General features: G+C 71.5%; 22 protein-coding genes. 9 read left to right on the top strand and 13 right to left on the bottom strand.

The window, feature by feature from the left end; genetic code table 11:
- Window positions 1-557: 557 nt before the first annotated feature.
- The 5 genes from ACFU8V_RS04285 to ACFU8V_RS04265 are packed head-to-tail and all read right to left on the bottom strand — an operon-like array spanning window position 558 to window position 6662.
- A complete protein-coding gene (locus ACFU8V_RS04285; protein ID WP_378869257.1) occupies window positions 558-2270 on the bottom strand; it encodes an acetyl/propionyl/methylcrotonyl-CoA carboxylase subunit alpha in 1713 nt (570 codons plus the stop codon).
- A complete protein-coding gene (locus ACFU8V_RS04280) occupies window positions 2267-3817 on the bottom strand; it encodes an urea amidolyase family protein (protein WP_025103972.1) in 1551 nt (516 codons plus the stop codon). Before ACFU8V_RS04280 ends, ACFU8V_RS04285 begins: the two co-directional genes overlap by 4 nt.
- Window positions 3817-4617: a putative hydro-lyase gene (locus tag ACFU8V_RS04275; RefSeq protein ID WP_085604749.1), complete on the bottom strand. Its 801-nt coding sequence runs from the start codon at window positions 4615-4617 to the stop codon at window positions 3817-3819. Before ACFU8V_RS04275 ends, ACFU8V_RS04280 begins: the two co-directional genes overlap by 1 nt.
- Window position 4618: 1 nt before the next feature.
- The gene (locus ACFU8V_RS04270; protein WP_025103974.1) at window positions 4619-5383 is read right to left on the bottom strand and encodes a LamB/YcsF family protein; all 765 of its coding nucleotides are present in this window, start codon (window positions 5381-5383) and stop codon (window positions 4619-4621) included.
- A 1-nt stretch (window position 5384) separates the two neighbouring features.
- Entirely contained in the window at window positions 5385-6662 is a 1278-nt protein-coding gene (locus ACFU8V_RS04265) for an NRAMP family divalent metal transporter (RefSeq protein WP_025103975.1), read from the bottom strand.
- A 160-nt stretch (window positions 6663-6822) separates the two neighbouring features.
- Between ACFU8V_RS04265 and ACFU8V_RS04260 the strand changes: the two genes are divergently transcribed.
- On the top strand, window positions 6823-7479 hold the full coding sequence (locus ACFU8V_RS04260; RefSeq protein ID WP_025103976.1) for a GntR family transcriptional regulator: 657 nt from the start codon (window positions 6823-6825) through the stop codon (window positions 7477-7479).
- Between the two features lie 14 nt (window positions 7480-7493).
- Here ACFU8V_RS04260 and ACFU8V_RS04255 read toward each other — a convergent pair whose 3' ends face one another.
- On the bottom strand, window positions 7494-8162 hold the full coding sequence (locus ACFU8V_RS04255) for a TetR/AcrR family transcriptional regulator (protein WP_085604746.1): 669 nt from the start codon (window positions 8160-8162) through the stop codon (window positions 7494-7496).
- Window positions 8163-8637: 475 nt separating this feature from the next.
- On the opposite strand from ACFU8V_RS04255, the gene ACFU8V_RS04250 reads away from it, so the two are divergent.
- Window positions 8638-9447: a M57 family metalloprotease gene (locus tag ACFU8V_RS04250; RefSeq protein ID WP_085604743.1), complete on the top strand. Its 810-nt coding sequence runs from the start codon at window positions 8638-8640 to the stop codon at window positions 9445-9447.
- Between the two features lie 83 nt (window positions 9448-9530).
- On the opposite strand, the gene ACFU8V_RS04245 is transcribed toward ACFU8V_RS04250, so the two are convergent.
- The 5 genes from ACFU8V_RS04245 to ACFU8V_RS04225 all read right to left on the bottom strand — a co-directional run bounded on the left by ACFU8V_RS04245 (window position 9531) and on the right by ACFU8V_RS04225 (window position 15453).
- Entirely contained in the window at window positions 9531-10526 is a 996-nt protein-coding gene (locus ACFU8V_RS04245; protein ID WP_025103979.1) for a LacI family DNA-binding transcriptional regulator, read from the bottom strand.
- 128 nt (window positions 10527-10654) lie between these two features.
- Window positions 10655-12085, bottom strand: coding sequence for a GH1 family beta-glucosidase (locus ACFU8V_RS04240; protein WP_249520557.1), 1431 nt, complete (start codon window positions 12083-12085; stop codon window positions 10655-10657).
- Between the two features lie 5 nt (window positions 12086-12090).
- Window positions 12091-12981 (bottom strand): carbohydrate ABC transporter permease, encoded by an 891-nt coding sequence (locus ACFU8V_RS04235; RefSeq protein WP_025103981.1) that lies wholly within the window; start codon window positions 12979-12981, stop codon window positions 12091-12093.
- Window positions 12978-14018: a carbohydrate ABC transporter permease gene (locus tag ACFU8V_RS04230; protein ID WP_249520556.1), complete on the bottom strand. Its 1041-nt coding sequence runs from the start codon at window positions 14016-14018 to the stop codon at window positions 12978-12980. Before ACFU8V_RS04230 ends, ACFU8V_RS04235 begins: the two co-directional genes overlap by 4 nt.
- Before the next feature lie 118 nt (window positions 14019-14136).
- Window positions 14137-15453: an ABC transporter substrate-binding protein gene (locus tag ACFU8V_RS04225; RefSeq protein ID WP_378869248.1), complete on the bottom strand. Its 1317-nt coding sequence runs from the start codon at window positions 15451-15453 to the stop codon at window positions 14137-14139.
- Between the two features lie 153 nt (window positions 15454-15606).
- Between ACFU8V_RS04225 and ACFU8V_RS04220 the strand changes: the two genes are divergently transcribed.
- From ACFU8V_RS04220 to purQ, 3 genes are all read left to right on the top strand, one after another.
- Complete coding sequence (locus tag ACFU8V_RS04220; protein WP_025103984.1) at window positions 15607-16137, top strand: adenine phosphoribosyltransferase; 531 nt, start codon at window positions 15607-15609, stop codon at window positions 16135-16137.
- Between the two features lie 141 nt (window positions 16138-16278).
- Entirely contained in the window at window positions 16279-16527 is a 249-nt protein-coding gene (gene purS / locus ACFU8V_RS04215; RefSeq protein WP_025103985.1) for a phosphoribosylformylglycinamidine synthase subunit PurS, read from the top strand.
- Window positions 16524-17231 carry a phosphoribosylformylglycinamidine synthase subunit PurQ gene (gene purQ, locus ACFU8V_RS04210; protein ID WP_025103986.1) on the top strand — a complete coding sequence of 236 codons (708 nt, stop codon included), beginning with the start codon at window positions 16524-16526 and terminating at the stop codon, window positions 17229-17231. Before purS ends, purQ begins: the two co-directional genes overlap by 4 nt.
- 96 nt (window positions 17232-17327) lie before the next feature.
- Here purQ and ACFU8V_RS04205 read toward each other — a convergent pair whose 3' ends face one another.
- On the bottom strand, window positions 17328-18584 hold the full coding sequence (locus ACFU8V_RS04205) for a hypothetical protein (RefSeq protein ID WP_315108157.1): 1257 nt from the start codon (window positions 18582-18584) through the stop codon (window positions 17328-17330).
- A gap of 214 nt (window positions 18585-18798) precedes the next feature.
- Here ACFU8V_RS04205 and ACFU8V_RS04200 point away from each other — a divergent pair, with 214 nt between their 5' ends.
- From ACFU8V_RS04200 to ACFU8V_RS04190, 3 genes are all read left to right on the top strand, one after another.
- Window positions 18799-19695, top strand: a complete 897-nt coding sequence (locus ACFU8V_RS04200) for an SDR family oxidoreductase (RefSeq protein ID WP_366216199.1) — start codon at window positions 18799-18801, stop codon at window positions 19693-19695.
- A gap of 181 nt (window positions 19696-19876) precedes the next feature.
- Window positions 19877-21538, top strand: a complete 1662-nt coding sequence (locus ACFU8V_RS04195) for a glycoside hydrolase family 13 protein (protein ID WP_144881464.1) — start codon at window positions 19877-19879, stop codon at window positions 21536-21538.
- Window positions 21539-21607: 69 nt separating this feature from the next.
- Window positions 21608-22615 (top strand): LacI family DNA-binding transcriptional regulator, encoded by a 1008-nt coding sequence (locus ACFU8V_RS04190; protein WP_378869241.1) that lies wholly within the window; start codon window positions 21608-21610, stop codon window positions 22613-22615.
- 104 nt (window positions 22616-22719) lie between these two features.
- Here ACFU8V_RS04190 and ACFU8V_RS04185 read toward each other — a convergent pair whose 3' ends face one another.
- Window positions 22720-24354 (bottom strand): FAD-dependent oxidoreductase, encoded by a 1635-nt coding sequence (locus ACFU8V_RS04185; protein WP_378869238.1) that lies wholly within the window; start codon window positions 24352-24354, stop codon window positions 22720-22722.
- 254 nt (window positions 24355-24608) lie between these two features.
- On the opposite strand from ACFU8V_RS04185, the gene ACFU8V_RS04180 reads away from it, so the two are divergent.
- Complete coding sequence (locus ACFU8V_RS04180) at window positions 24609-24875, top strand: metal-sensitive transcriptional regulator (RefSeq protein WP_025103992.1); 267 nt, start codon at window positions 24609-24611, stop codon at window positions 24873-24875.
- The last annotated feature ends 6 nt before the right edge of the window (window positions 24876-24881 follow it).

The following is a 24881-nucleotide window of genomic DNA, read 5'->3' as shown; positions in this document are numbered from 1 at the left end:
CCCTGAAGCGTGAGGGACGGTTTTCACCCCTCCCGCACTCCGCGGAGGCCCGTTTTCGCACTCGCACCCGGTGCCGGAGGGGTGCGCGAGCCCGAGGCGTTCACGTCCCGGATGGAAAACGCCCCTTCCTCTCACGAGGAGGGGGCGTTTTCGCACTCGCTCGGCCTTGGTCGGCCGCGTCGCGTGCGGGATCGAAATGGGACCGTGCCGGGCTGCGGGAGGGCCGGTTTTGCACTCTCCAGACAGGAACATCCGGCCCGCGCGGTGCGCGCGGGTCCGGCCCCCACGGTGCGAGGTCGAAAGGCTCCTCCCCGGCGGGTGGGATGGGCGTAACCGCACTCGCACGCGAGGACCATCGCGGGCCAAAGGGGGCGGGATCAGAAACGGGCGTGCCCGGCGGGTGGGAGGGACTTAATCGCACTCTCACGCGGGGCGCTGCCGGGGTCAGAGCGTGCGGGATCGGAAAGGGGCGTCTGAGGGATGTGGGAGGGGCGTTTTTGCACTGCGCACTAGGAGGGGCCGGGCGGGGGCGGGACGGGGCGGGCGGGCGGGCGGGGTCAGGCGATCGTGGCGAGGAGGGCGTCGGCAGAGAGGGTCGCGCCGGCGTCGGCGCGCGGGGTGAGGGTGCCGGCGCGGTGCGCGGTGACCGTGGTCTCCATCTTCATCGCGTCGAGCACGGCCACCGGGTCCCCCTCGGCCACCGTGGCCCCGTCGTCGACGAGCCAGCGGACGAGCGTGCCCGGCGCGGGGGCCCGGAGCTCGGAGGGGTCCGCCGAGGGCACGGGTGCCGCGACCTCTCCCGGACGGCCGATACCCGCCAGCAGCTCCGCGGGCAGACCGAGCATCACGCGGCGGCCGTCGATCTCCACCGGGAACCGCTGCAGCCCGGAGACCGGGGCGACCGCGGGGCGCGGCTGTGCCTCCAGCACCGGGAGCAGCACGGTCTCGATCCACTGGGTGTGCACGGCGAAGGTCGCGGTCGCGAACGCGGGGTCGTCGATGGCACGGAGGTCGAACGGGATCACGGTCGCCGGACCCTCGACGGCGAGCTCCCGCAGGGCCCGACGCGCACGGACGAGAGCCGCGTCCCGGGTGTCCGCGTGCACGATGAGCTTCGCGATCATCGAGTCGAACGCGGGCTGCACGGTGTCTCCGGCCTCGATGCCGCTGTCCCACCGCACGCCGGGTCCCCCGGGGATGCGCAGGCCGTCCACCCGTCCGGGGCTGGGCAGGAACCCGCGGCCGGGGTCTTCGGCGTTGATGCGGAACTCGAACGCATGCCCGGTCGGCGCCGGGGTCTCGGTGAAGGACGGCCCCTCGCCGAACGCGATGCGGAACTGCTCGCGGACGAGGTCGGTCCCGGTCACCTCCTCGGTCACGGGGTGCTCGACCTGCAGCCGGGTGTTCACCTCGAGGAACGAGATCGTGCCGTCCGCGGCGAGGAGGAACTCGACCGTGCCGGCGCCGCGGTACTGCACCTCGGCACAGATCGCCCGTGCCGCGTCGTGGAACGCCGTCCGCTGCGCCGCCGTGAGACCGGGCGCAGGAGCCTCCTCGATGAGCTTCTGGTTGCGGCGCTGCATCGAGCAGTCGCGGTCGCCCACGACGACCACGCCGCCGCGCCCGTCGCCGAGCACCTGCACCTCGATGTGCCGCGGACTCTCCAGGAAGCGCTCCACGAAGCACTCCCCGCGGCCGAACGCGGCGGTCGCCTCGCGGGTGGCCGCGTCGAACGCGTCGGCGACCTCCGACAGCTCGCGGACGACCTTGAGCCCTCGGCCTCCGCCGCCGAATGCGGCCTTGATCGCGATGGGCAGACCGTGCTCCTCGGCGAACGCCACCGCCTCCTGCGGCCCGGACAGCGGCTGATCCGTGCCCGCGGCGAGCGGAGCCCCCACGCGCTGCGCGATCCGGCGCGCGGTCATCTTGTCGCCCAGTGCGTCGATGCTCTCCGGCGAGGGTCCGATCCAGACGAGACCGGCGTCCTCGACGGCGCGCGCGAACGCGGCGCTCTCGGAGAGGAATCCGTAGCCGGGGTGCACGGCGTCGGCGCCGCTGCGGCGGGCCGCGTCGATCAGCGCCTCGACGGACAGATACGTCGTCGCCGCGGTGTCGCCGCCCAGGCCGATCGCCTCGTCCGCGAGCCGCACGTGCAGGGCATCCGCGTCCTGATCGGCGTAGACGGCGACCGACGTGTAGCCGGCCTCGGCGCACGCGCGGATCACGCGGACCGCGATCTCGCCGCGGTTGGCGATCAGCACAGAGGTCATGAGGTCTCCTTGACGGTGAAGCGCACCCGCACGCCCGGCGGGAGCTGAGCGGCGAGGTCGAGGCTGCGGTCGGTGAGGGCACCGATGATGGGATAGCCGCCGGTGAGCGGATGATCGGGGAGGAAGAGCACGGGCTGGCCGTCCGGCGGCACCTGGATGGCCCCGGTCACGGCGCCTTCGCTCGGCAGCTCGCCGCCGACCGCGCGTTCCAGGGGCACGTCGCCGTGCAGGCGGATGCCCACGCGGTCGGAGCGCGGCGTGACCGTCCACTCCTGCCCGGTGAGCGCGTCGAGGCCGGCAGCGGTGAACCAGTCGTCGCGGGGCCCGAGCGTGATCTCCAGCGTGGCCAGCTCCCCGGCTGCGGGAAGGGCGCGCGGCACCGGATCCGGCTCCACGGCGGCCACGGCGGCAGCCCCGATCGGAAGGAGATCGCCGGCGGCCAACGGCGCGGGACCCAGCCCGGCGAGCGTGTCGGTCGCGCGGCTGTCGAGCGCCGCAGCCGGAGCGAAGCCGCCGCGGACGGCGATCACGGACCGGAGACCGCGCTCGGGATGGCCCAGCGTGAGCTCGTCGCCGTCGACGGTCGCGAACGGCACGCCGGGGAGGAGCGTGCGCTCGATGCCGTCGGCGTCGGTGAGCGTGAGCGAACCCGTGGCCCCGGTGACGGCGGCCACACCTGCGCCGTGGAAGCGCAGCACGGCCCCGCCGACGCTCTCCAGCACAGCCGCCGCCGGCGTATTGCCCACGGCCCGGTTCGCCGCGTGCATCGCGACACGATCGGCGACGCCGGAGGCCGAGACGCCCAGCGCCGCGAAACCGGGGCGTCCCGCGTCCTGCACGAGGAGCTGCAGCGACGGTCGCACGACCTCGACCGCCGGACCGTCCCCGCGACGGGCGACCCGCGTCGCGTCGGCCGATGCCGGCGACGCCGCGACCGACTCCCGCTCCGCACGCACGAAGCGCACGCGGCGGCCCGGCGCGAGCAGAGCCGGCGGGTCGCGATCGATGTCCCACATCTCCAGGGCGGTCCGGCCGATGAGCTGCCAGCCGCCGGGGCTCTCCCGCGGATACACGCCGCTGAACGCCCCGGCGAGGGCGACGGAACCGGCGGGCACCCGGGTGCGGGGCGACGACCGCCGCGGCACGTCGAAGAGAGGGTCGCCGCTCACGGCATAGCCGAAGCCGGGAGCGAAGCCGGAGAAGGCCACGCGCCAGTCGGCGGCGAGGTGACGGGCCACCAGTTCCTCCGCCGAGACGTCGAGGAGCGCGGCCGCCTCGTCCAGATCCTCCCCGTCGTAGCGGACCGGGATGGTGACCTCGCCCGCGTCGGGCAGCGCCGCAGCGTCGACCTCGGTCGCGGCGAGCGCCTCGGCGAGCGCGGCGGCCGAGGTGCGGTGCGGGTCGAAGCGCACGAGCACGGTGCGGGCACCGGGGATGCGCTCCAGGACACCGGGCACGTCGCTCCATGCGAGATTCAGCCGCATGGCCTGCTCGAGGTCGTCCGCCTCGACGAGCAGCGCGCTGTCGGAGGCCGTGAGGATGCGCATCAGACCCGGTACTCCGCATCCGGCACATCGGTGATGAACATGTAGCCCGGGGCGTGGGTGACGGCGAACGGCGGCTTCGACGCCATGATCGCCGCCTGCGGGGTCACGCCGCACGCCCAGAACACGGGGATCTCGCCGGGGCGGATCTCGGGGGCGTCCCCGAAGTCCGGCGCCATCACATCGGCGATACCGAGCGACGCCGGGTCGCCGATGTGCACGGGCGCACCGTGCACCGCCGGGGTGCGCCCGGAGATCTGCACGGCATCGGCCACGCGGTCCGCGGGGATCGGACGCATGGAGACCACCATCTCGCCGCGCAGCCGTCCGGCCGGGGAGCAGTCCACCGCCGTGCGGTACATCGGCACGTTGCGCCCGAGCTCCTGATGGCGGATCGGGATCCCGGCCTCGACGAGCCCCGTCTCGAACGTGAAGCTGCAGCCGATGAGGAAGGCGACGAGGTCGGGATGCTCGTCCCACGCCGCCGTCGCGTCGGACACCTCCTCCACGAGCTCGCCGTCCCGCCAGATGCGGTACCGCCCGATGTCGGTGCGGATGTCGCTGCCCGGCGCGAGCCGCGACTCCACCTCCCCCTGCTCGATCACCTCGAGGACGGGGCAGGGCTTCGGGTTGCGCTGCGCGTAGAGGAGGGTCTCGAAGGCCCAGTCCGCGGGCACCGCGATGAGGTTCGCCTGGGTCAGCCCCGGGGCGACGCCGCTGGTCGGCGCGGAGTGGCCGACGCGGTGCGCCGCACGGGCGGCCCGGGCGTCGGCGAGCTGGGCGGGAGTCGCGAGCACGGCCATGTCAGACTCCGGCGAACGGGGCGATCGTGATGCCCTCCGCCTGCAGCAGGCGCTTCGTCTCCGCCGCCATCGCGACCGAGCCCGGGCTGTCGCCGTGCACGCAGATCGACTGCGCGGACACGGCCACGTCGGTGCCGTCGATCGCCCGGATCACGCCGTCCGCGGCCAGGCGCACCATCCGCTCGGCCACCGCGGTGGGGTCGTGCAGCACGGCCCCCTCCTCGGTGCGGGAGACGAGCTGACCGTCCGGCTGGTAGGCGCGATCGGCGAAGGCCTCCGCGGCGACCGCGAGTCCTGCTCGTTCGGCGACGTCGAGCACGACGCCGCCGGCGAGGCCGAGCAGCACGAGCGAGGGGTCGATCGCCTTGATGGCCGCCACGACGTCCTTCGACTGCCGCTCGTCGCGGGCGATGGTGTTGTAGAGCGCCCCGTGCGGCTTGACGTAGGAGACCCGCCCACCGACCGCGGCGGTGAGCCCGAGGAGCGCACCGAGCTGGTACTCCACGTGCGCCTGCAGCGTGGCCGAGTCGATGTCGACCTTCGTGCGCCCGAAGTTCTCGTAGTCGCGGTACCCGGGGTGGGCGCCGATCACGACGCCGCCGGCGACGGCCGCGGCCAGGGTCTCGCGGATCCCCTCCGGGCTGCCCGCGTGGAACCCGCACGACACGTTCGCGCTCGTGACGATCTCGAGCATGCTCGCGTCGTCGCTGACGATCCGGTCGGGGACATTCTCGCCGAGGTCCGAGTTCAGGTCGATGGTCGCCATGTCACGCTCCGATTCCGAGGAAGGCGAAGATGGGGCCGATCGAGACGGCGCCCATGTACCAGGTGAGGGCGGTCACGACGGTGCCCGCGATGAGCAGCCACATCGGGTACTTCCGGTCGCCGAGCAGGTCGCGGCGGAACCAGCCGATGTACATGAACACCGTCAGCCCGATGGGGAGGATCAGGCCGTTGAAACCGCCGACGAAGACGAGGATCGCGGCCGGGGCCGTGCCGATCGCCAGGTAGACCGCCAGCGACACGACGATGAACGCGACGGTGGCGAGCTGCAGCGGCCAGCCCCCGCGGAGCTTGGCGGTGAAGGTCGAGAGGAAGGTCGCCGAGGTGTACGCGGCGCCGATGACCGAGCTGATCGCGGCGGCCCAGAAGATCGCGCCGAAGATCCGCAGACCGGCGTCGCCGAGCACCGCACCGAATGCCTGCCCTGCCGGGTTGGCGGCCTGCGAGGAGAGGTCGAGCGCCACGCCGGAGGCCACCACGCCGAGGATCGCGAGGAAGAGCACGTAGCGCATGATGCCGGTCACGAGGATGCCGTTGGCGGCGGCGCGCATGACGGGCTTCGCGTACTGCGGGCCCACGTGGCCGGAGTCGAGGTAGCGGTGAGCGCCGGAGTAGGTGATGTAGCCGCCGACCGTGCCGCCGACGATCGTCGTGATGGTGGCGAAGTTGAGCTGGTCGGGCACGAAGGTCTGGCGCAGGGCGTCGCCGATGGGCGGCTGGGCGATGAGGGCGACGACGAGGGTCATCACGATCATGCCGACGCCGAGGATGATGAGGACGACGTCCATCACCTTGCCGGCCTTCTTCACGAGGAAGATGATGATCGCGAGGGCCGCCGTGAGCGCGCCGCCGAGCTTCGGATCGATGCCGAGGAGGGCGTTCAGGCCCAGGCCGCCGCCGGCGATGTTGCCGATGTTGAACGCGAGCCCGCCGATGACGACGAGGACGGCGATGACGTGGCCGGAGAAGGGGATGGCGCTGTTGGCGAGCTCGCCGGCCCGCTTGCCGGACGAGGTGATCATGCGCCAGATGTTCAGCTGCACCGCGATGTCGACGAGGATCGACACGAGGATGGCGAACGCGAACGCGGCTCCCATCTGGGCGGTGAACGTCGCGGTCTGGGTGATGAAGCCGGGGCCGATGGCGCTCGTCGCCATGAGGAAGATGGCGCCGATGACGGCACTGCGGCCGGCGCGCTTCTTCGCGTGGGCGGCACGGGCTTCGTCCTCGGGGGTGAGAGCGGGGGCGGACTGCTCGGACATAGGGGGGTCCCATCGTCGTTGGTGGGTGTCGAGTGACCCCCAGTGTAGAACGGACAGAACCTGATTGTTCAACAATCATGTTTCCGTCGTGCTACAGCGCGGTTGCTTTCGTGTGATCATCGGCACGATCTCCCGCACCGACCGCGCCTACGATGAAGGCATGAACCAGCAGGGCCCGCTCGCCGACGTGCTCCGTCAGCGCATCATCGACGGCGACGTCGCCCCGGGCTCCCGGCTGTCGGAGTCGTCGCTCGCTGAGAGCTTCGACGTGTCGCGCAACACCCTGCGCGAGGCGTTCCGGGTGCTCGCGGAACAGGGGCTCGTCGCGCACATCCCGCACCGCGGCGTCTCCGTGGCCTCTCCCACGATCGCCGACGTCATCGACATCTACCGCGCCCGCCGCGTCATCGAGTGCACGGCTCTGCGGCAGTCCGAGCCCGAGCATCCGGCCGTCCAGCGCATGACCGACGCGGTCGCCGCGGCCGAGGCCGCCGTCGCCGGCGTCTCGGCCGACGACGCGTCCGCCTGGCGCGCGGTCGGCAGCGCGAACATGGCGTTCCACGTCGCGCTCGTCGATCTCGCCGACAGCCCGCGTCTCGCCCGCACCTACCGGAACGTCGCGGCGGAGCTGCGCCTCGCGTTCCTGAAGATCGACGACCCCCGCGCGCTGCACGAGCCGTTCGTCCGGAAGAACCGCGCCGTCCTCGACACGTTCCTGACCCGGGGCGCCGAGGCCGGGGCCGCCGAGTTGGAGCGGTACCTCGTGCAGTCGGAGCGGGTCGTGCTCGGCGCGTTCGCGCGGATGCACCTCGACTGATCCGGGTCCGCGGCTCAGGACGCGTCGGTCCGCAGCGCCGCCGTGGCCCGCGGCCGGGGTTCGCCCTCGTGCGGCGTCGGCAGCCCAGGCAGCGCGGCGGTCGGCTCGGGCAGACCGTACCGGCGGTGCAGCCAGCGCCGCGCGTCCTCGAGCGGATACGTGTCGCCGAAGACGCAGTACTTCACGAACACCCCCTCCAGGGTGCTGCGGAGCATGACCTCCTCCAGCGCCGGATCCTCGGCGCCTCGGGCACGGAACACCGCGCGCACGGCATCCTCGGCGGCCGTCGCGCCGTCCGCATAGCGCTGCTCCGACTCCGCGAACAGCCGATGCGTCAGCGGCTGCTGCTGCATGGCGAGCACCGCGCGCTGCAGAGGCATCGCGAAGGCCGTCGCGCCGATCGCCCCGTCGATGATCGCGGCGAGCATCTCGTCGGGCGTGCCCTCGACCTGCGCGAACCCCAGCACCGTCTCGAACCACCGGTCGATCACCGCGGCGACGAGCTGGTCCTTGCCGCCGAAGTGGTAGTTCACCAACCCCTGGGCGACGCCGGCGCGACGCGTGATCTCGGCGATGCCCGCCCCGGCGACGCCGCGCTCGCTGAAGACCTCGATCGCCGCCTGGAGGATGTTCTCGCGTGCGCGCTCCCGCGCCGCACGGTTCTGCGCATCCGATCGCGCCATGCGGTGTCCACCTCCCGGGTCGTCCGGCGGAATTCCCTCACGGGCCGTCTCGGGATAGATTAATCACTGAATGCTCGTTCAACCTATGGAGGGTGCGAGCACTCGCGGCGCGGGGGTTCGCCGCAGCGGGCCACGGACGCGTCTTCCGCCGATGGAGGGGGTGGCGGAGACGCGTCCGTGGTCATCCTCGACCTCCGGCCTACGACGAGGGACCGACGACCAGGCCCGGGCGTCGACCGCCGGTGCCGACGTCCGGCCGAGCCACGGCGGCACCTTCGACGGCGACGGATGCGGCCGATTCCTGACCTGAGTGCAGAAAGCGGGCGACGGGCCGTGTCGCGCCTTGACCCCGTCGAAATCGCGCGGTTAGCGTGAGCGGGCTTCGGCCCCTCGGTGGCAGCGATGCTCACCGTTCCGGCCGGAGTCCGCTCGCTCACCGGGCGCGCGGCACCGCTCAGATCGAAGAGGATCTTCCATGCGATTCACCAGAAAACTCGCGCTCGCCGCCACCGCGGCGGCCGCGCTCAGCCTCAGCGCGGTCATCCCCGCCACGGCCGCGTCCCCCGACGACTCCGCGCCCTCGTACCAGGAGTTCGCGGCGTCGACCTATCGGGACATCGACGGCGCCTACGTCGTCAACGGCGATGAGGTGATCTCGAACAAGAAGGAGCTGCGCGCGTTCTACGACCGGCTGATCGGCCCGGAGACCCGCACCGACGGCCTCATCGTCAACACGGTTAACAACATCGACGACAAGTGGTCCGCCTCCCAGGTCGCCAACCTCACCTACTGCGTGAGCACGAAGTTCGGCAGCCGTCACGCCGACGTCGTCCGAGCGATGGAGGGCGGCGCCGCACTCTGGGAGTCCGCGTCCTCGAAGATCGACTTCCGCTACGTGAGCAGCGCCGACGCCAACTGCACCACGCGGAACAACGCCGTCGTCTTCTCCGTCGAGCCGGTGGCCACGACGCAGTACATCGCCCGCGCCTTCTTCCCCAGCACGCCGGCCCGGCAGCAGAACGTCCTCATCGACGACTCGATCTGGAGCGCCGGAGCGTGGACCCCGACCAACGTGCTCGGCCATGAGCTCGGCCACGTCCTCGGCTTCCGCCACGAGCACACCCGCCCGGAGGCGGGCACCTGCTTCGAGGACAACAACTGGCGTCCGCTCACGCCGTACGACTCGTCGTCGATCATGCACTACCCGCAGTGCAACGGCAGCTCGGCCGATCTGTCGATGACCAGCGTCGACCGCAGCGGCGTCGTCTCGCTCTACGGGAACTGACGCCCTCGTCGGACCCGTTCCGGCACCACCGAGGCCCGGTCGTTCCGCGACCGGGCCTCACCCGTGTCCGCGGTCGGTGCGGCTCAGGCGGAGCCCCGGACGACGAGCTCGGTCGGCAGGATGGTCGTCCGAGGCGGATCCTCGCCGGCAAGCCGGGAGAGCAGCACCTGCGTCATCGCCTCGCCCTGGGCGTACATGGGCTGGCGCATGGTCGTCAGGGGCGGGTCGGTGCTGAGGGCCACCGAGGAGTCGTCGAAGCCGACGAGCGCGATGTCCTCCGGCACCCGCACCCCGGCGGCGCGGAGGGCCATGAGCGCCCCGCGGGCCATGAGGTCGCTGGCGACGAAGATCGCGTCCGGCCGCCCTTCCGCGAGCAGACGGCGGGCGGCATCGGCTCCGCTCGCCTCGCTGTAGTCGCCCTCCTCCTCCGCGAAGGGGGTCAGCCCCGCGGCGGCCAGCGCGGCGCGGAACCCCTGCACGCGGTCGGTCGACGACGGCATCGTGAGCGGACCGGAGATCGTGGCGATGCGGGTGCGTCCGATGTCGACGAGGCGCTGCGTGGCCGCCCGTGCCCCGGCGACGTTGTCGACGTCGACCACGTAGTCGCCTTCGGCCCGGCGCACCGGACGGCCGCCGTAGACGACGGGGACCGCGTCGGCGATCCGGTCGACGAACGCGTCACTCGTGTGGTGCGACACGATGAGCGCGCCGTCGACGCCGCCGTTGCGCACGAAGCTCGTCATCTTGTCGCCGGGGTCGTCGCTCGCGATCAGCAGGTTCAGGAGGTAGTCGGAGCTGCGGAGCGCGCCGGTGATGCCGGCCACGATCGCCGCGAAGAACGGGTCGCCGAAGAAGCGGGTCGTGTCCTCGGGGACGATGAGGGCGATCGCGTGCGTCTGCCGGGAGGCGAGCGAGCGCGCGGCGCGGTTGGGAACGTAGTTGAGCTCGTCGATCGCGGCGCGCACGGCGGCGAGCGCTTCCGGGCTGACCGCGGTCGACCCGTTGACGACGCGCGACACGGTCGACCGGGACACGCCGGCGGCCGCTGCGACCTCCTCGATGGTCGCGCGGGGCGACATCATCGCTTGCTCTCTTCCATCGCCCCATTCTCATCCACCCGGAGCCAGGCCGTGAAAATCCCCGCTTCGAGTCGCCCGATTGGTCCCATTTCGGCCGCAGATGGGACCAATCGGGCGATTCGAACGGGTCAGAGGGACCGGGCGGCGATGATCCGGGCGTACTCGCGGCCGGAGTCCTTGACCGTCCGCTCCTGGGTGTCGTAGTCCACGCGGACGATCCCGAAGCGCTTGTCGTAGCCCCAGGCCCACTCGAAGTTGTCGAACAGGGACCAGTAGAAGTAGCCGCGGACGTCCACGCCGCTGTCCCTGGCGTCCAGCACGGCGTCGAGGTGCGCGCGCAGGAACGCGGTGCGGTCGGCGTCGGGCACCCGCGTCTCCCTGTCCTCCCCCACGACGGTGTCGTCGTAGGCCGCGCCGTTCTCCGTCACCGAGAGCACCACACCCGCGGGCTCGGCGTACTCGGTCCAGAGCCGCTGCAGGAGTCGCGTGAGTCCCTCCGGCTGGACCTCCCAGCCCTGGGCGGTCCGCGGCAGTCCGCGCTCGACCGCGTGGATGCCCTCGTGCGAGGGATACGGGCTCCGCGTCACGTGCGCCGTCTCCGGGCCGCTGGACACCGCCGCGTCGTCGGGCCCCGTACCGGAAACGAGGTCGCCGTGGTAGTAGTTCACGCCCTGCGTGTCGATGCGCTGGGCGATCGTGTCGAGGTCGCCCTCGTGCACCGCGGCCTCGAACCGCGCCACGGCCTCGGGGTCCACCGCGCGGATGTCCTCCACGGTGTCGGCGGGGTAGGCACCGCGGTAGATGGGGTCGAGGAACCACCGGTTGAACTGGCCGTCCAGCCGCCGGGCCGCGTCGACATCCGCGGGGTTCTGCGGGTCGGCGGGGTCGGCCACCGTGTGGTTCAGCGTGATGCCGAGGTTGAGGGAGGCGTCGCGGCCGCGGAGCTCCCGCACCGTCGCACCGTGCGCGAGGAGCAGGTGGTGCGAGGCCAGCAGCCCCTCGGCGACGCTCGTGTGCCCTGGCGCGTGCTCGCCCCCGGTGTAGGAGAGGAAGGACGAGCACCACGGCTCGTTCAGGGTCGTCCACACGTTCACGCGGTCGCCGAGGGCGTCGTGCATGGTGCCCGCGTACTCCAGGAAGCGCTCGACGGAGTCGCGGTTCGTCCAGCCGCCGACCTCCTGCAGGGCCTGCGGCATGTCCCAGTGGTACAGCGTGAGCCAGGGCAGGATGTCGGCCGCGAGGAGCTCGTCGACGAGGCGGCTGTAGAAGTCGACCCCCGCCTGGTTGACCGCGCCGCCGTCGGGGCGCACGCGCGACCACGAGGTGGAGAAGCGGTACGTCTGGAGGCCGAGCTCCTTCATCAGCGCCACGTCCTGCGGATACCGGTGGTAGTGGTCGCACGCCACATCCCCGTCGTCGCCGCCGACCACGGCCCCCGGCACCCGGCAGAAGGCGTCCCAGATGGAGGCCGTCCGTCCGTCCTCGAAGGCGGCGCCCTCGATCTGGTAGGCCGCGGTCGCCGCGCCGAAGAGGAAGTCCGAGGGGAAGGCACGCGTCATAGGGGTCATCCTTTCACCGCGCCCGCCATGATGCCACTGACCAGCTGCCGCCCCGCGATCACGAAGAGCACGAGGAGCGGAAGGGTCGCGAGCACCGCGCCGGTGAGCACGATCGAGTAGTCGATGTAATAGCCGGACTGCAGCTGGCTGAGCGCCGTCTGCAGCGTCGGGTTCTGGGGGGAGAGCACGATCAGGGGCCAGAGGTAGTCGGTCCAGGCGGTCATGAACGTGAACAGTCCGAGGATCGCCATGGCCGGCCGCGCCGCGGGCACCCCGACGGTGAGGAAGGTGCGGAACTGGTTCGCGCCGTCGACCCTGGCGGCCTCGATGAGCTCGTCCGGGATCACGTCCACGAGGTACTGCCGCATGAAGAACACCCCGAACGCCGTGACGAGGGTCGGCACGATCACCGCACCGATCGTCCCCGTCCAGCCGAGTTCGCGCATCAGCATGAACAGCGGGATGATGCCGAGCTGCGTGGGGATGGCCATGGTCGCGATCACGAACACCATGAGGCCGTCCCGCCCGCGGAAGCGGAGCTTCGCGAACGCGTAGCCGGCGAGCGTCGAGAACGTGACGACGGAGATCGTGATGATCGTCGAGATGAGGAAGGAGTTGCCGAGGGCGAGCCAGAACGGGATCGCATCGAACACCTTCGCCGCGTTCGCGAGGAAGTTGCCGCCGGGGATGAGGGGCAGGGTCTCACCGCGGGTCGCGTTCGTCCCGCTCGCGACGACGAACGACCACCACAGCGGGTAGGCGCCGCCGATGACGAAAGCCGCGAGGAGCCCGTAGGTGAGGAAGCCCGGGCGGCTGCCGAGGCCGGCGCTCCCGCTCGCGGTGCCGCGCCGACGGCGGATGCGCTCCGGCACGCTGAGGGCCTGGGTGGCGGTCATCGCGCCTCCTCCTTCCCGGTCGGGCGGATGCGGCGTCGGGCCGCGCGGTTCTTCGGGGCGTCTCCGGTGGCGATGCGCCGGGAGATCAGGAAGTTGATGAGGCCGATCGCGACGATCAGCAGGAAGAGCAGGATCGCGACGGCCGAGGCCTCACCGAGGTTGCGGCGGAAGAACGCCAGCTCCCAGAGGAACAGCACCGTGGTCTGGAACTGTCGGTCGCTGCCGCCGATGCCGCCCGCGGTGGAGACGTCGAACAGCCGCGGTTCGGCGAAGATCTGCAGGCCGCCGATGGTCGCCGTGATGATGACGAAGATCAGCGTGGGACGGATGGTGGGGATCGTGATGGCGAAGAACCGCCGCACCGCCCCGGCACCGTCGAGTGCGGCCGATTCGTAGAGGTCGCGCGGCACGGCCTGCATCGCGGCGAGGAGGATGAGGGCGTTGTAGCCGGTCCAGCGGAAGTTCACCATGACGGCGATCGCGATGTGCGACAGGACCGTGTCGTGCTTCCACTGCTGATCGGCGATGCCGACGAGGTTGAGGAGGTTGTTGGCCAGACCGTCCGCCTCGTTGAAGATGCTGGAGAAGATGATCGCCACGGCGACCGGGGTGACCACGAACGGGATGAGGACGCTCATCCGCCAGAACGTCGGCGTCCGCAGTCCGCGGTCCAGCAGGTAGGCGATCACCAGAGCGACGGCGAGCTGCGGGATGGCGGAGAGCAGGAAGATGCTCAGCGTGTTCCGGATGGAGTTCCAGAACATGCCGTCGTCGAGGATCGCCGCGAAGTTGCCGAAGCCGACGAACGGTCCCTCGCCCTTCAGCAGGTCCCACTCGTGGACCGCGACCCACACCGTGTACAGCAGCGGGAAGAGGCCGATGAGCCCGAAAAGGAGGAAGAACGGGGAGATGTAGAAGTAGGGCGAGGCGCGGTGGTCGAAACGGGAGACGCGGGTTCGCCAGGAGCGTCGCGGCGGAGCGTCCGCCGCGGCGGGGGCGGCGGCCTGCGGCTCCGCCGGCGGGGCGGTGAGGGTCATGGGCGTGTCCTTAGCCGGGCTTCGACAGGCTCAGCCACCCATCCGTCGGGGCGCTGAGCAACCACCGTGGGTCGCTGAGCAACCACCGTGGGTCGCTGAGCCTGTCGAAGCGAGATGATCAGCCGACGAGGTCGTTCAGGAGGCCGATCGCCTGGTCCCAGGCGCCCTGCGTGTCGGTCTCGCCGCGGTCGAGCGCGCTGAGCGCCGGGCCGAAGACGTTCTCCTGGATCACCGAGTCATCGGCGCCCTTGAACTGCGCGACGACGCCCTTGGCACGTTCGGCGAGGATGGCACCGGTCGGCGCGTCGTTGAAGAACTCGTTGGGCGTGGCCTCCTCGGCGAGGGACTCCTGCGCTTCGATGGTCGACGGGAAGTTGCCCGCGGCGGCGGACTGCTTCACCTGCTGCTCGGGCTGCGTCAGCCAGTCGGCGAGCTCGGCCGCGGCCTCCTTGTGCTCCGACGACTCCGGGATGGAGAGGAACGCGCCGCCCCAGTTGGCCGCGCCGCCGGGGAAGACGTCGGCGAAGTCCCAGCCCGTCGACGCGTCTCCGCCGCCGGCCTCGACCTGGCCCTGCACGACGCCGAGCATCCAGCCGGGGCAGACGAAGGTGGCGAAGGTGCCGTCGACGAACGACTTGCCGCCGTTCCAGTCCCATGCGGTCTGCGCCGCGGACTGGCCGCCCTCGGTCGCGGCGCCGAGGAGCTCGAAGCGCTCCTGGAGCTCGTCGTTGCCCTCGACGTTCAGCTCGCCGTCGGCGGTGTAGTAGCCCTCGTCGAGCTGGTTCACCATGGCGTTCCAGACGAAGCCGGAGTGGTCGTACCAGGCCTTGCCGGTCTTGGCCGTGTAGTCGGCGCCGACCTGGAAGTAGTTCTCCCAGTCGCCGTTCAACAACTCGGCGACCGACTCGCGGTCGCTGGGCAGGCCGGCGGCCTCGAACGCGGCGCCGTTGTAGCAGATGCCGCTCGGGCCGATGTCGGTGCCGTAGCCGATGACGCGGCCCTCGGCGTCGGTCGCCTGGCCGTACTTCCAGTCGACCCAGTCGTCCTTGCGGTCCTCGATGCCGTAGTCGCGCAGGTCGACGAAGGTGTCCGAGACGTCCATGATGGCGCCGAGCCAGCCCTCCTCGATCGCGACGATGTCGCTGAGTCCGGAGCCGGCGGCGATCTTGGTGAAGGCGTCGGTGCGGGCATTGCCGCCGGTGTCGATGTTGGTCGCCTCGATCGTCACGTTCGGGTGCGCCTTCTCGTACTCCTTGTAGAGGTCGTCGTAGCCGAAGGTGCCGAAGGTGGTGACGGTCAGTGTGACCTTCTCGTCGGCGCTGCCGCCGGTGTCGCCGTCGCCGCCGGTGCTGCCGGAGCAGCCGGCCAGGGCGAGAGCGGAGACGGATGCCGCGGCGGCTGTCGCCAGGATCCGGGTGCGGGCACGTGAGTTCACGGTTCACTCCTTTGTGGGTTCGTGCGGGTGGTGGTGCGTGGGGGCTTGTGGGAGCGCTCCCACAAGGTTGTCGTGAACTCTATGGGAGCGCTCCCACGATGTCAAGAGCGCCGCCTGCAGGTCCCTCCCGCGCAACCGGCGTACCCTTGTCCGGTGCCCGAAGCCACCCTCTCCCCTGCCCTCGCCCGCGCCGAATCCCTGATCCGCAGCATCCCGGACTACCCGGAGCCCGGCATCATCTTCCGCGACATCACGCCGCTCCTCGCCGACGCCGAGGCCCTCCGCGTGACGACCGAGGCGATCATCGAGCCCTTCGCGGGACAGTTCGACGTGGTGGCCGGCATCGAGGCGCGGGGCTTCATCCTCGCGGGTGCCGCCGCCATCGCCGCGGGAGTCGGGCTGATCCCGATCCGCAAGGCCGGCAAGCTCCCCCGCCCCGCAGCGTCCGTCGACTACGCCCTCGAGTACGGCACGGCGACCATCGAGATGCACGACGACCTGCCCGCCGGATCCCGCGTCCTCCTCATCGACGACGTGCTCGCCACCGGAGGGACGCTGGCCGCCGGTCGGCAGCTCGTGGAGCGTCTCGGCAGCCACGTCGCCGGCATCTCGGTGCTCTTCGAGATCGACGGCCTCGGCGGCCGCGACACGATCGGCGACCTCCACACTGTCTTCCACTCCTGACCCGAGACCCCGGGTTCTCGCCGACGCCCCGGCGTAGCGGCGCGCGCAGGGCGGGGTCTGGGCGGGAAGCCGGGGTCTCAGCGGAGCATCGGCGAGCGGTAGACTGAACCCGCCCGTCCGCCCGCGACTCTTGGAGCCGTCATGCCCACCATCGTCGTCGACGTCATGCCCAAGCCCGAACTGCTCGACCCGCAGGGGAAGGCCGTCTCCGGCGCCTTCGCCCGCCTGGGCGTCGAGGGCTTCACCGACGTCCGCATCGGCAAGCGCTTCGAGCTCACCGTCGAGGGCGAGGTCACCGACGAGGTCCTCGCCGAGGCCCGCCGTATCGCCGACGAGGTGCTCTCGAACGCCGTGATCGAAGACGTCGTGGGCGTCGAGGTGGCGGAGTGACCGTCCGCATCGGCGTCGTCACCTTCCCCGGCTCGCTGGACGACGTCGACGCGCAGCGCGCCGTCCGCATCGCCGGAGCCGAGCCGGTCGCCCTGTGGCACGGCTCGCACGACCTCGAGGGCGTCGACGCCCTCGTCCTCCCCGGCGGGTTCAGCTACGGCGACTATCTCCGCGCCGGAGCCATCGCCGCCCTCTCGCCCATCATGAGCGAGGTCAAGGACGCCGCCGCGAAGGGCATGCCCGTCCTCGGCATCTGCAACGGCTTCCAGATGCTCGTCGAGGCGCACCTGCTGCCCGGCGGCCTGATCCGCAACAACCACCAGCACTTCGTGCGCCGCGACCAGAAGCTCACGGTCGAGAACGCCGACACCGCCTGGACCAACGCCTTCCGCACCGGCCAGGAGATCGTCATCCCGCTGAAGAACGCGGACGGCGGCTACATCGCCGACGAGCAGACGCTCGACCGCATCGAGGGCGAGGGTCTCGTGGCGTTCCGCTACGCCGGCGTGAACCCGAACGGCTCGCTGCGCGACATCGCGGGGCTGACGAACGAGGCCGGCAATGTCGTGGGCCTGATGCCGCACCCCGAGCACGCCACCGAGCCCGGTTTCGGTCCGGACACCGCTGTCGCGATGCGCAGCGGCGTGGACGGCCTCGACTTCTTCACGAGCGCGATCGCCGCCGTCGCCCGCGTCGCCGCCTGATACCTCCCTCGACCCACCCCTCTGCGCGCGTCCCACCCCGTTGCGGGCGCGCGGAAGGGGCCGGGTCGACCGCAGAAGGCCGGGTCGACAGGCGGGTCAGGGGAGGCGGAACGGGTTGTCGCCCACGGCCGCGAGCAGGTACCAGGCCGTCGTGCCGGTGTGCAGGCTCGCGTAGTAGAGGTCGCCGAAGCCGGAGTCGAGTCCGTCCGTCGAGGTCGCCACGATGCCCTTGCCGTCGCCGTTCGCCGCGTCGCGCTGCACCAGCCGGATGTCGGCCAGCAGCTCCTCCGCGCGATCCTGGTCGCCGGCGGCCCCCCGCTCCTGCAGCGCGAGCGCGAGGTGCCCGCTGCCCTCGAACCAGACCTTCGACACGTCCGCGTCGCTGATCGACGGGCCCCGGTACGGGCCGTCCTGGGCTACGAGGTGCGCGAGCGTCCAGTCGACGGCCGAGCCGTATCGGGCGTCCCCGGTGCCCAGCAGGCTCCACGTCTGGGCGTCGAGCGGGACGGGACGGGTGTTGACCGTGGTGCCGTCGAGCAGCGTCCCGGTGTCCACGTGCCCGTCGACGCTCTGCATCGCCGCGACGAATCCGGCCGCCACCGCCGCCCGCTCCGCCCACACCCCGTCGCCCGTGAGCTGGCCGAGCTGCGTGAAGAAGCCGGCGATGTCGCTGTTGTGCTCGGTGGACTTCCACTCCAGCGGCACCCCGGCATCGGTCTGCCCGCCGGTGTAGCCGTAGGGTGCCCGCGTCATGTCGGCGGTGTTGTCCTGGATCCACTCCGCGATGCGCACCGCGCCGTCGAGATACCGTGTCTCCCCGGTGGCATGGAAGAGGCGGGTGAGCGCCATGCCCACCCAGGCCTGGTTGCCGGTGAAGGTGCCGGGCCCGGTGATCTCCATCCGGCCCTGACGGATGCCGTGCGGCTCGTACGAGGTGCGGACGCGGCCGTCGCCGACGGGGTCGTTCTCCTGCACGAAGAGGAGGGTGTCGGCGACGGCTCGGGCGCGGCGCAGGTCGTCCGGCAGACCGCGGGCGGTGTAGGCGATCACGACGAGGGCGTCGTCGTACACGAAGGAGGGCGTGAAGTCCCACGACGGCGTGGTGAAGAACCCGCCCTCGTAGCTGCGGGGCAGGCAGCGGCCCTCGCCGTCGCAGAACTCGTCGACCCGCGCGTCGAGGAACTCGTACGCGAGCGCGACCGAAGCCGCGGGGTCGTTCACCGGGTCCGCCGGGGGCTGCGCGCGGGCACCGAACGCGTCGGACACGGCGGGGGCGGCGCCGACGAGCACGGCACCGACGACGAGCGCGGCGACGACCGCCCAGGGCGCGGATCGGCGGGCGGAAGCGGACATCACGACCTCTCGACGGCAGGACCCCCGGGGGACATGCCGCGAGCGACAGGGGGGATGCTCGCAACCCTGTCATGACAGGAGGCACCGGGGGAAGTGTCTTTCGGCCACATGCGCGTGTACCAAAGCGACCGGATGCATGCAAGGCGTTTGCCGCGTCCGGGGCACGGCGCGCACGATGGTCCTCCCGTCCCCGACCTCCCGGAAAGGACACCCCATGTCCCGCGACCAGTACACCTTCACCAACCCGGTTGAGCTCTACGCCGGCATCCAGCCGCAGAAGCAGCACATGCGCGAGCCCGGTCTCGACGCCGACCTCACTCCGAAGGCCGACCTCGGCGAGGAGTCGTACCGCGGCACCGGACGGCTGACCGGGCGCAAGGCACTCATCACCGGCGGCGACTCGGGCATCGGCGCGGCCACCGCGATCGCGTTCGCCCGCGAGGGCGCCGACGTCGCGATCTCCTACCTCCCGGAAGAGGAGGAGGACGCGAGCCGCATCGCCGGCATCCTCCGCGAGGCGGGAGCCACCGTCGCCACGATCCCCGGCGACCTGCGCGACCCGGAGTACTGCCGCACCCTGGTGGCCGAGGCCGTCGCGGCGCTCGGCGGGCTCGACATCCTCGTCAACAACGGCGGCAAGCAGGTCTTCCAGGAGTCCCTCACCGATGTGACGGACGAGCAGTTCGACGACACGTTCAAGACCAATGTGTACGCGATGTTCTGGATCACGAAGGCCGCCCTCCCACACCTCCCCGCCGGCTCGACGATCATCAACACGACCTCTATCCAGGCCTACTCGCCGTCGGACATCCTCGTCGACTACGCCTCGACGAAGTCGACCATCAATGCGTTCACGAAGGGCCTCGCCCAGCAGCTCGCGCCGAAGGGCATCCGCGTGAACGCCGTGGCTCCGGGACCGATCTGGACCCCGCTGCAGCCGAGTGACGGGCAGCCGCAGGAGAAGATCGCGCAGTTCGGCCAGGACACTCCGCTCGGCCGGATGGGTCAGCCCGCCGAGCTCGCTCCCGCCTACGTCTTCCTCGCCTCCCCGGAGTCGAGCTACGTGCTCGGCGAGACCCTGAACGTCAACGGCGGCATGCCGACGCCCTGACCCTCATCCCCTCATCCCCCGTCGACCCACCCCCTTCCGTTCCTCCCGGCCCCTTCCGCCCGTTCGCAAGGGGGTGGGTCGGACGGAAAGGGGTGGGTCGGCGGATGGGGGGAGAGAGGCCTCCGAACCGTTTCGATACCTGTGGTGGCGGGACTGTAAGCGTTTGCAGTAGCCTGATCGCATGGCACAGCTCGAACAGATCGCAGCCCCCGGTTCCGAGTGGTGGCGCAGCGCCGTCATCTACCAGATCTACCCCCGCTCCTTCGCGGACGCGTCGGGCGACGGCATCGGCGACCTGCCGGGCATCACGAGCCGCCTCGACGCCCTGCAGGAGCTCGGCGTCGACGCGATCTGGCTCAGCCCTTTCATGACGAGCCCGCAGCGCGACGCCGGCTACGACGTGGCCGACTACCGCGACGTCGACCCGTTGTTCGGCACGCTGGCCGACTTCGACGAGATGCTGGCATCCGCCCACGCCCGCGGCATCCGGGTGATCGTCGACCTCGTGCCCAACCACTCCTCCGACCAGCACCCCTGGTTCCAGGAGGCGCTCAAGGCGGCGCCGGGCAGCCCGGAGCGCGCGCGCTACATCTTCCGCGACGGCCGCGGCGAGAACGGCGAGCTGCCTCCGAACAACTGGGAGTCGGTGTTCGGCGGCGGCATGTGGCAGCGCGTGACGGAGGCCGACGGCACGCCCGGCCAGTGGTATCTGCACATCTTCGACGCGACGCAGCCGGACTTCGACTGGAACAACGAGGAGGTGCAGGAGGAGTTCCGCTCGATCCTGCGCTTCTGGCTCGACCGCGGCGTCGACGGCTTCCGTGTCGACGTGGCCCACGGCATGATCAAGACCGAGGGCCTGCCGGATTACACGCCGCCGACCGACGCCGACTCCATGGGCGGCGGCGAGTCGAACGTGCCGTACTGGGGCCAGGACGGCGTGCACGAGATCTACCGCGACTGGCACAAGGTGCTCGCCGAGTACGACGGCGACCGCGCCCTGTGCGGCGAGGCCTGGATGCCGACGCTGAAGGAGACCGCCCTCTGGGTGCGTCCGGACGAGATGCACCAGACCTTCAACTTCCCGTACCTGATGACGGCGTGGGACGCGAAGGCGCTCGGCGACGTGATCCGCGAGTCGCTGGACGCGTTCGGCGCGGTCGGCGCCCCGAGCACCTGGGTGCTGTCCAACCACGACGTCGTCCGGCACGCCACGCGCCTCGCCCTCACGATCGACAACCCGCAGGGCGAGGGCATCGGCCCGAACACCCCGGACAAGCCCGACACCGCCATCGGCCTCGCCCGCGCCCGCGCGGCCACCACGCTGATGCTCGCGCTCCCCGGCTCGGCCTACCTGTACCAGGGCGAGGAGCTCGGCCTGCCCGAGGCCATGGAGATCCCGGACGAGTACCGCCAGGATCCGACCTGGTTCCGCACGAACGGCGAGCGCTACGGCCGCGACGGCTGCCGCGTGCCGCTGCCGTGGGAGGCGGAGGCTCCCGCCTTCGGCTTCAACGACACCGGCCTCTCGTGGCTCCCGCAGCCCGCGGACTGGGCGGCCTACGCCCGGGACGTCGAGGAGGTCGACCCGGCGTCGACCCTGGCCCTGTACAAGCGCCTTCTCGCCGGCCGTCGCGAGTTCGGATTCGGCACCGGGTCGCTGGTGTGGGAGGACGCCGGTCCCGATGCCGTCGCCTTCCGTCGCGGCGAGGTGCACGTGCTGGCGAACCTCGGCACGGCTCCGCTCGACCTCCCGGAGGGCGCGGTCGTCCTGCTCCGCAGCCAGCCGTTCGACGGCCCCGAGGTCCCCGTCGACACCGCCGTCTGGTACACCAAGGCCTGACACCCGCTGCGCCCGTGACGCGCTCCACCCGGGGCGTGTCACGGGCGTCTCCGATCCGAAGGACAGACGATGGCGAGCATCGACGAGGTCGCCCGGCTCGCCGGCGTCTCTACCGCGACGGTCTCCCGCGCGCTGAGCGGCCGCGGGCACGTGTCCGAGTCGGCGCGCGAGCGCGTGCAGGCGGCTGCCGCCTCCCTCGGGTACGTCGTGTCCTCCCGCGCCTCGAGCCTCGCGTCGGGGCGCACGCGCAACATCGGGGTCGTCGTGCCGTTCCTCGACCGCTGGTTCTTCAGCACCGTGCTGTCGGGGGTGTCCGCCGCGCTCATGCGCGCCGGCTACGACATCACGCTCTACAACATCACCGCCGACAGGGACGTGCGCCGCCACGTCTTCGACACGTTCCTGCGCCGCCAGCGCGTGGACGCCGTGATCGCGGTGTCCATCGAGCTGGACGAGGACGAGACCCAGCAGCTCCTCGACCTCGGGCTCCCCGTGATCGCGATCGGGGGCCCGAACCCGAAGCTCGACACCCTCACGGTCGACGACGTCGCCGTGGCCCAGCTCGCGACGGAGCACCTGCTCGGACTCGGGCACACGGAGATCGCGCACATCGGCGCGAACCCCGAGTTCGACATCGACTTCCACATCCCCACGAACCGCCGGCTCGGCTTCGAGAGGGCGCTGGCGAAGGCCGGCGTCCCCCTGAACCCCGCGTTCCTGGAGCCGGCCGACTTCACGGTCGAGGGCGGCTACCGCGCCGCGAAGCAGCTCCTCGGGCGCCCGGGGCCTCGCCCCACCGCGGTGTTCGCCGCCTCGGACGAGATGGCGATCGGGGCGCTCCTCGCCGCCCGCGACCTCGGCTTCGCGGTGCCGGGCGACCTATCCATCGTGGGCATCGACGGCCATGAGCTCGGCGAGTTCTTCCGCCTCACCACGGTCGACCAATTCCCGCTCGGGCAGGGCGAACGGGCGGCCGACGCGGTCCTCGCGAAGCTCACCGACCCCGACGCCGTACGGCCGCCCGCCGCCCTGCCGTACGAGCTCAACGTCCGAGGCACGACCGCGCGACTCGTCTGAGCCGGGCGGCGTTCACAACTCAGGAGTACGGCGCGCGGAGACCGCGGTTCCGTCCCTGACGGGCGTAGGTGCGCCGGTTCTCCTGAGTTGTGAACGCGTCGAGCTCAGCACTCTGCGGTCGCGTCCTGCCAGGTCCGGTAACCGCCGTCGAGATTGCGCACCTCGCGCCCGTGCTGCCGCAGCAGCCGGGTGGCGATGTGCCCCCGCAGGCCGACCTGGCAGTGCACCACGAGGGGCCCGTCCGGCAGTTCGTCGAGACGGTCGCGCAGCTCGTCCAGCGGGATGTTCCTGGCGCCGGGGATGGCGCCGTTCGTATGCTCGGCCACGGAGCGGACGTCGATGAGGGTCGATCCCGCCTGCAGGGCGTCGTCGAGCTCGTGCCACTGGACAGTCGGCGTGGTGCCGTTGCGGGTGTTCTCGGCCACATAGCCGAGGATGTTCACGGCATCCTTCGCGGAGCCGAACTGCGGAGCGTACGCGAGCTCCAGGTGCGCGAGACCGGAGGCGGTGACGCCCGCCTGCAGCGCCGTCGCGATGACGTCGATCCGCTTGTCCACGCCGTCACGACCCACGATCTGCGCCCCGAGGATGCGGTCGGTGGCGGGGTCGGCGAGGAGCTTCATCGACAGGGTCTCCGCGCCCGGGTAGTAGCCGGCATGCGACGCCGGATGCACGTGTACGGCGAAGAACCCGCGGCCCCCGGCACGGAGCTGCTTCTCGCTCCATCCGGTCTTCGCGGCGGCGAGGCCGAACATCTGCACGATGCCGGTGCCGAGGGCGGGGCGCGCCGACTCCTCCCGACCCGCGATGACGTCGCCCACCATGCGGCCGTGGCGATTGGCGAGACCGGCCATGGTCACCAGCGCCGCACCGCCGCCGATGAGGTCGGTCTTCTCGACGCCGTCGCCGACCGCGAAGACGTCCGGGGCACTGGTGCGGCACGCCTCGTCGACCGCGATGCCGCCGGTCTCGCCAAGACGGATCCCGGCGGCGCGGGCGAGTCCGACCTCGGGCACGACCCCGGAGGCATCGACGAGGAACTCCGCGGGGAGGGTGGCACCGTCGCTCAGGGTCACGGAATCCGCGGCCGTGGCCACGACCTCGACGCCGAGTCGCACGTCAACCCCGCGGCGCCGGACCTCGGCCGCCAGAGGGGCGGCCATCTCCGGATCCAGCGGGGCGAGCAGCTGGGCACCGCGTTGCACCAGGGTGACCGCGGCCCCCCGGGCGACGAGGTTCTCCACGGCCTCGAGTCCCGTGTACCCGCCGCCCACGACGACCACCGGCAGGCCGGGGCGGAGGGCCGCGGCGATCGCATCGGCATCCGCCACGGTCCGCAGGCTCCGCGCGGGGAGGGCCCCGGTCGGCTCGTCGCCGCGAGGCCGGGCACCGGTGGCGAGCACGAGGCGGTCGTACGGGTGGGTGCTGCGGTGGCCGCTGTCGAGATCGACGACCTCGACCGTCTTGCGCGCGGTGTCGATGCCGACGACGTCGTGACGGACGCGGACGTCGAGTCGGAAGCGGCGGTGCAGCGACTCCGGGGTCTGCAGCAGGAGGGCGTCGCGCTCCTCGATCACGCCGCCCACGTAGTAGGGCAGGCCGCAGTTGGCGTAGGAGACCTCGGGCCCGCGCTCGAAGACGACGATGTCCGCGGACTCCTCGAGCCGCCGAAGCCGGGTCGCCGCCGACATGCCGCCGGCGACGCCACCGACGATGACGACGCGGAGCGGCGCGCTCATCGCCCGAACAGCCGGGACAGGAGACCGCCCTTGGCCTCGTCCTTCGGGTGGCCCGTGCACCAGTCCGACGCCGGCACGGTGCGGCGGACGGCGTCGACGTGCTGGCCGCACCCCGCCCAGGTGGTCTTCCCGCAGGTACGGCAACGGACTGCTCGACACATGTGTTCTCTCCTCACTCGATACCCCCGTGGGTATCCAGACACTATACCCCCGGGGGTATAGTGGAGCGCACAGCCGGCCTTCAGGGAGGGACCATGACCACCGTCGACACCGATACGCAGCGCAAGATCGCCAACCGTCTCAAGCGCGCGCAGGGACAGCTCGGCGCCGTGATCGCCGCGGTCGAGAGCGGCGGCGACTGCCGGGCCGTCGTCACGCAGCTGGCCGCCGTGACCTCCGCGCTGGACAAGGCCGGGTTCCAGATCATCGCCTCCGCCATGAAGACGTGCCTGGAAGACCCCGCGCAGGACGACGCCGTCCCCCTGCCCGACCTGGAGAAGCTCTTCCTCACCCTCGCCTGAACGCGA

Source organism: Microbacterium sp. NPDC057658, from assembly GCF_042799975.1.
Classification (GTDB): Bacteria; Actinomycetota; Actinomycetes; order Actinomycetales; family Microbacteriaceae; genus Microbacterium.
The sequence above is the reverse complement of the archived record's forward strand: the minus strand, read 5'-3'. Positions and strand labels throughout refer to the sequence as shown.

Bases quoted from the DNA above. Each gene is read 5' to 3' on its own strand.
- ACFU8V_RS04200 (WP_366216199.1), top strand. From the start codon at position 18,799: ATGTCCCGCGACCAGTACACCTTCACCAACCCGGTTGAGCTCTACGCC.
- purS (WP_025103985.1), top strand. From the start codon at position 16,279: ATGCCCACCATCGTCGTCGACGTCATGCCCAAGCCCGAACTGCTCGAC.
- ACFU8V_RS04260 (WP_025103976.1), top strand. From the start codon at position 6,823: ATGAACCAGCAGGGCCCGCTCGCCGACGTGCTCCGTCAGCGCATCATC.
- ACFU8V_RS04275 (WP_085604749.1), bottom strand. From the start codon at position 4,617: ATGGCCGTGCTCGCGACTCCCGCCCAGCTCGCCGACGCCCGGGCCGCC.
- ACFU8V_RS04265 (WP_025103975.1), bottom strand. From the start codon at position 6,662: ATGTCCGAGCAGTCCGCCCCCGCTCTCACCCCCGAGGACGAAGCCCGT.
- ACFU8V_RS04240 (WP_249520557.1), bottom strand. From the start codon at position 12,085: ATGACGCGTGCCTTCCCCTCGGACTTCCTCTTCGGCGCGGCGACCGCG.
- ACFU8V_RS04270 (WP_025103974.1), bottom strand. From the start codon at position 5,383: ATGGCGACCATCGACCTGAACTCGGACCTCGGCGAGAATGTCCCCGAC.
- ACFU8V_RS04190 (WP_378869241.1), top strand. From the start codon at position 21,608: ATGGCGAGCATCGACGAGGTCGCCCGGCTCGCCGGCGTCTCTACCGCG.
- ACFU8V_RS04285 (WP_378869257.1), bottom strand. From the start codon at position 2,270: ATGACCTCTGTGCTGATCGCCAACCGCGGCGAGATCGCGGTCCGCGTG.
- ACFU8V_RS04245 (WP_025103979.1), bottom strand. From the start codon at position 10,526: ATGTCGCCCCGCGCGACCATCGAGGAGGTCGCAGCGGCCGCCGGCGTG.
- ACFU8V_RS04185 (WP_378869238.1), bottom strand. From the start codon at position 24,354: ATGAGCGCGCCGCTCCGCGTCGTCATCGTCGGTGGCGTCGCCGGCGGC.
- ACFU8V_RS04230 (WP_249520556.1), bottom strand. From the start codon at position 14,018: ATGACCCTCACCGCCCCGCCGGCGGAGCCGCAGGCCGCCGCCCCCGCC.
- ACFU8V_RS04280 (WP_025103972.1), bottom strand. From the start codon at position 3,817: ATGCGCATCCTCACGGCCTCCGACAGCGCGCTGCTCGTCGAGGCGGAC.
- ACFU8V_RS04205 (WP_315108157.1), bottom strand. From the start codon at position 18,584: ATGTCCGCTTCCGCCCGCCGATCCGCGCCCTGGGCGGTCGTCGCCGCG.
- ACFU8V_RS04195 (WP_144881464.1), top strand. From the start codon at position 19,877: ATGGCACAGCTCGAACAGATCGCAGCCCCCGGTTCCGAGTGGTGGCGC.
- ACFU8V_RS04250 (WP_085604743.1), top strand. From the start codon at position 8,638: ATGCGATTCACCAGAAAACTCGCGCTCGCCGCCACCGCGGCGGCCGCG.
- ACFU8V_RS04255 (WP_085604746.1), bottom strand. From the start codon at position 8,162: ATGGCGCGATCGGATGCGCAGAACCGTGCGGCGCGGGAGCGCGCACGC.
- ACFU8V_RS04235 (WP_025103981.1), bottom strand. From the start codon at position 12,981: ATGACCGCCACCCAGGCCCTCAGCGTGCCGGAGCGCATCCGCCGTCGG.
- ACFU8V_RS04180 (WP_025103992.1), top strand. From the start codon at position 24,609: ATGACCACCGTCGACACCGATACGCAGCGCAAGATCGCCAACCGTCTC.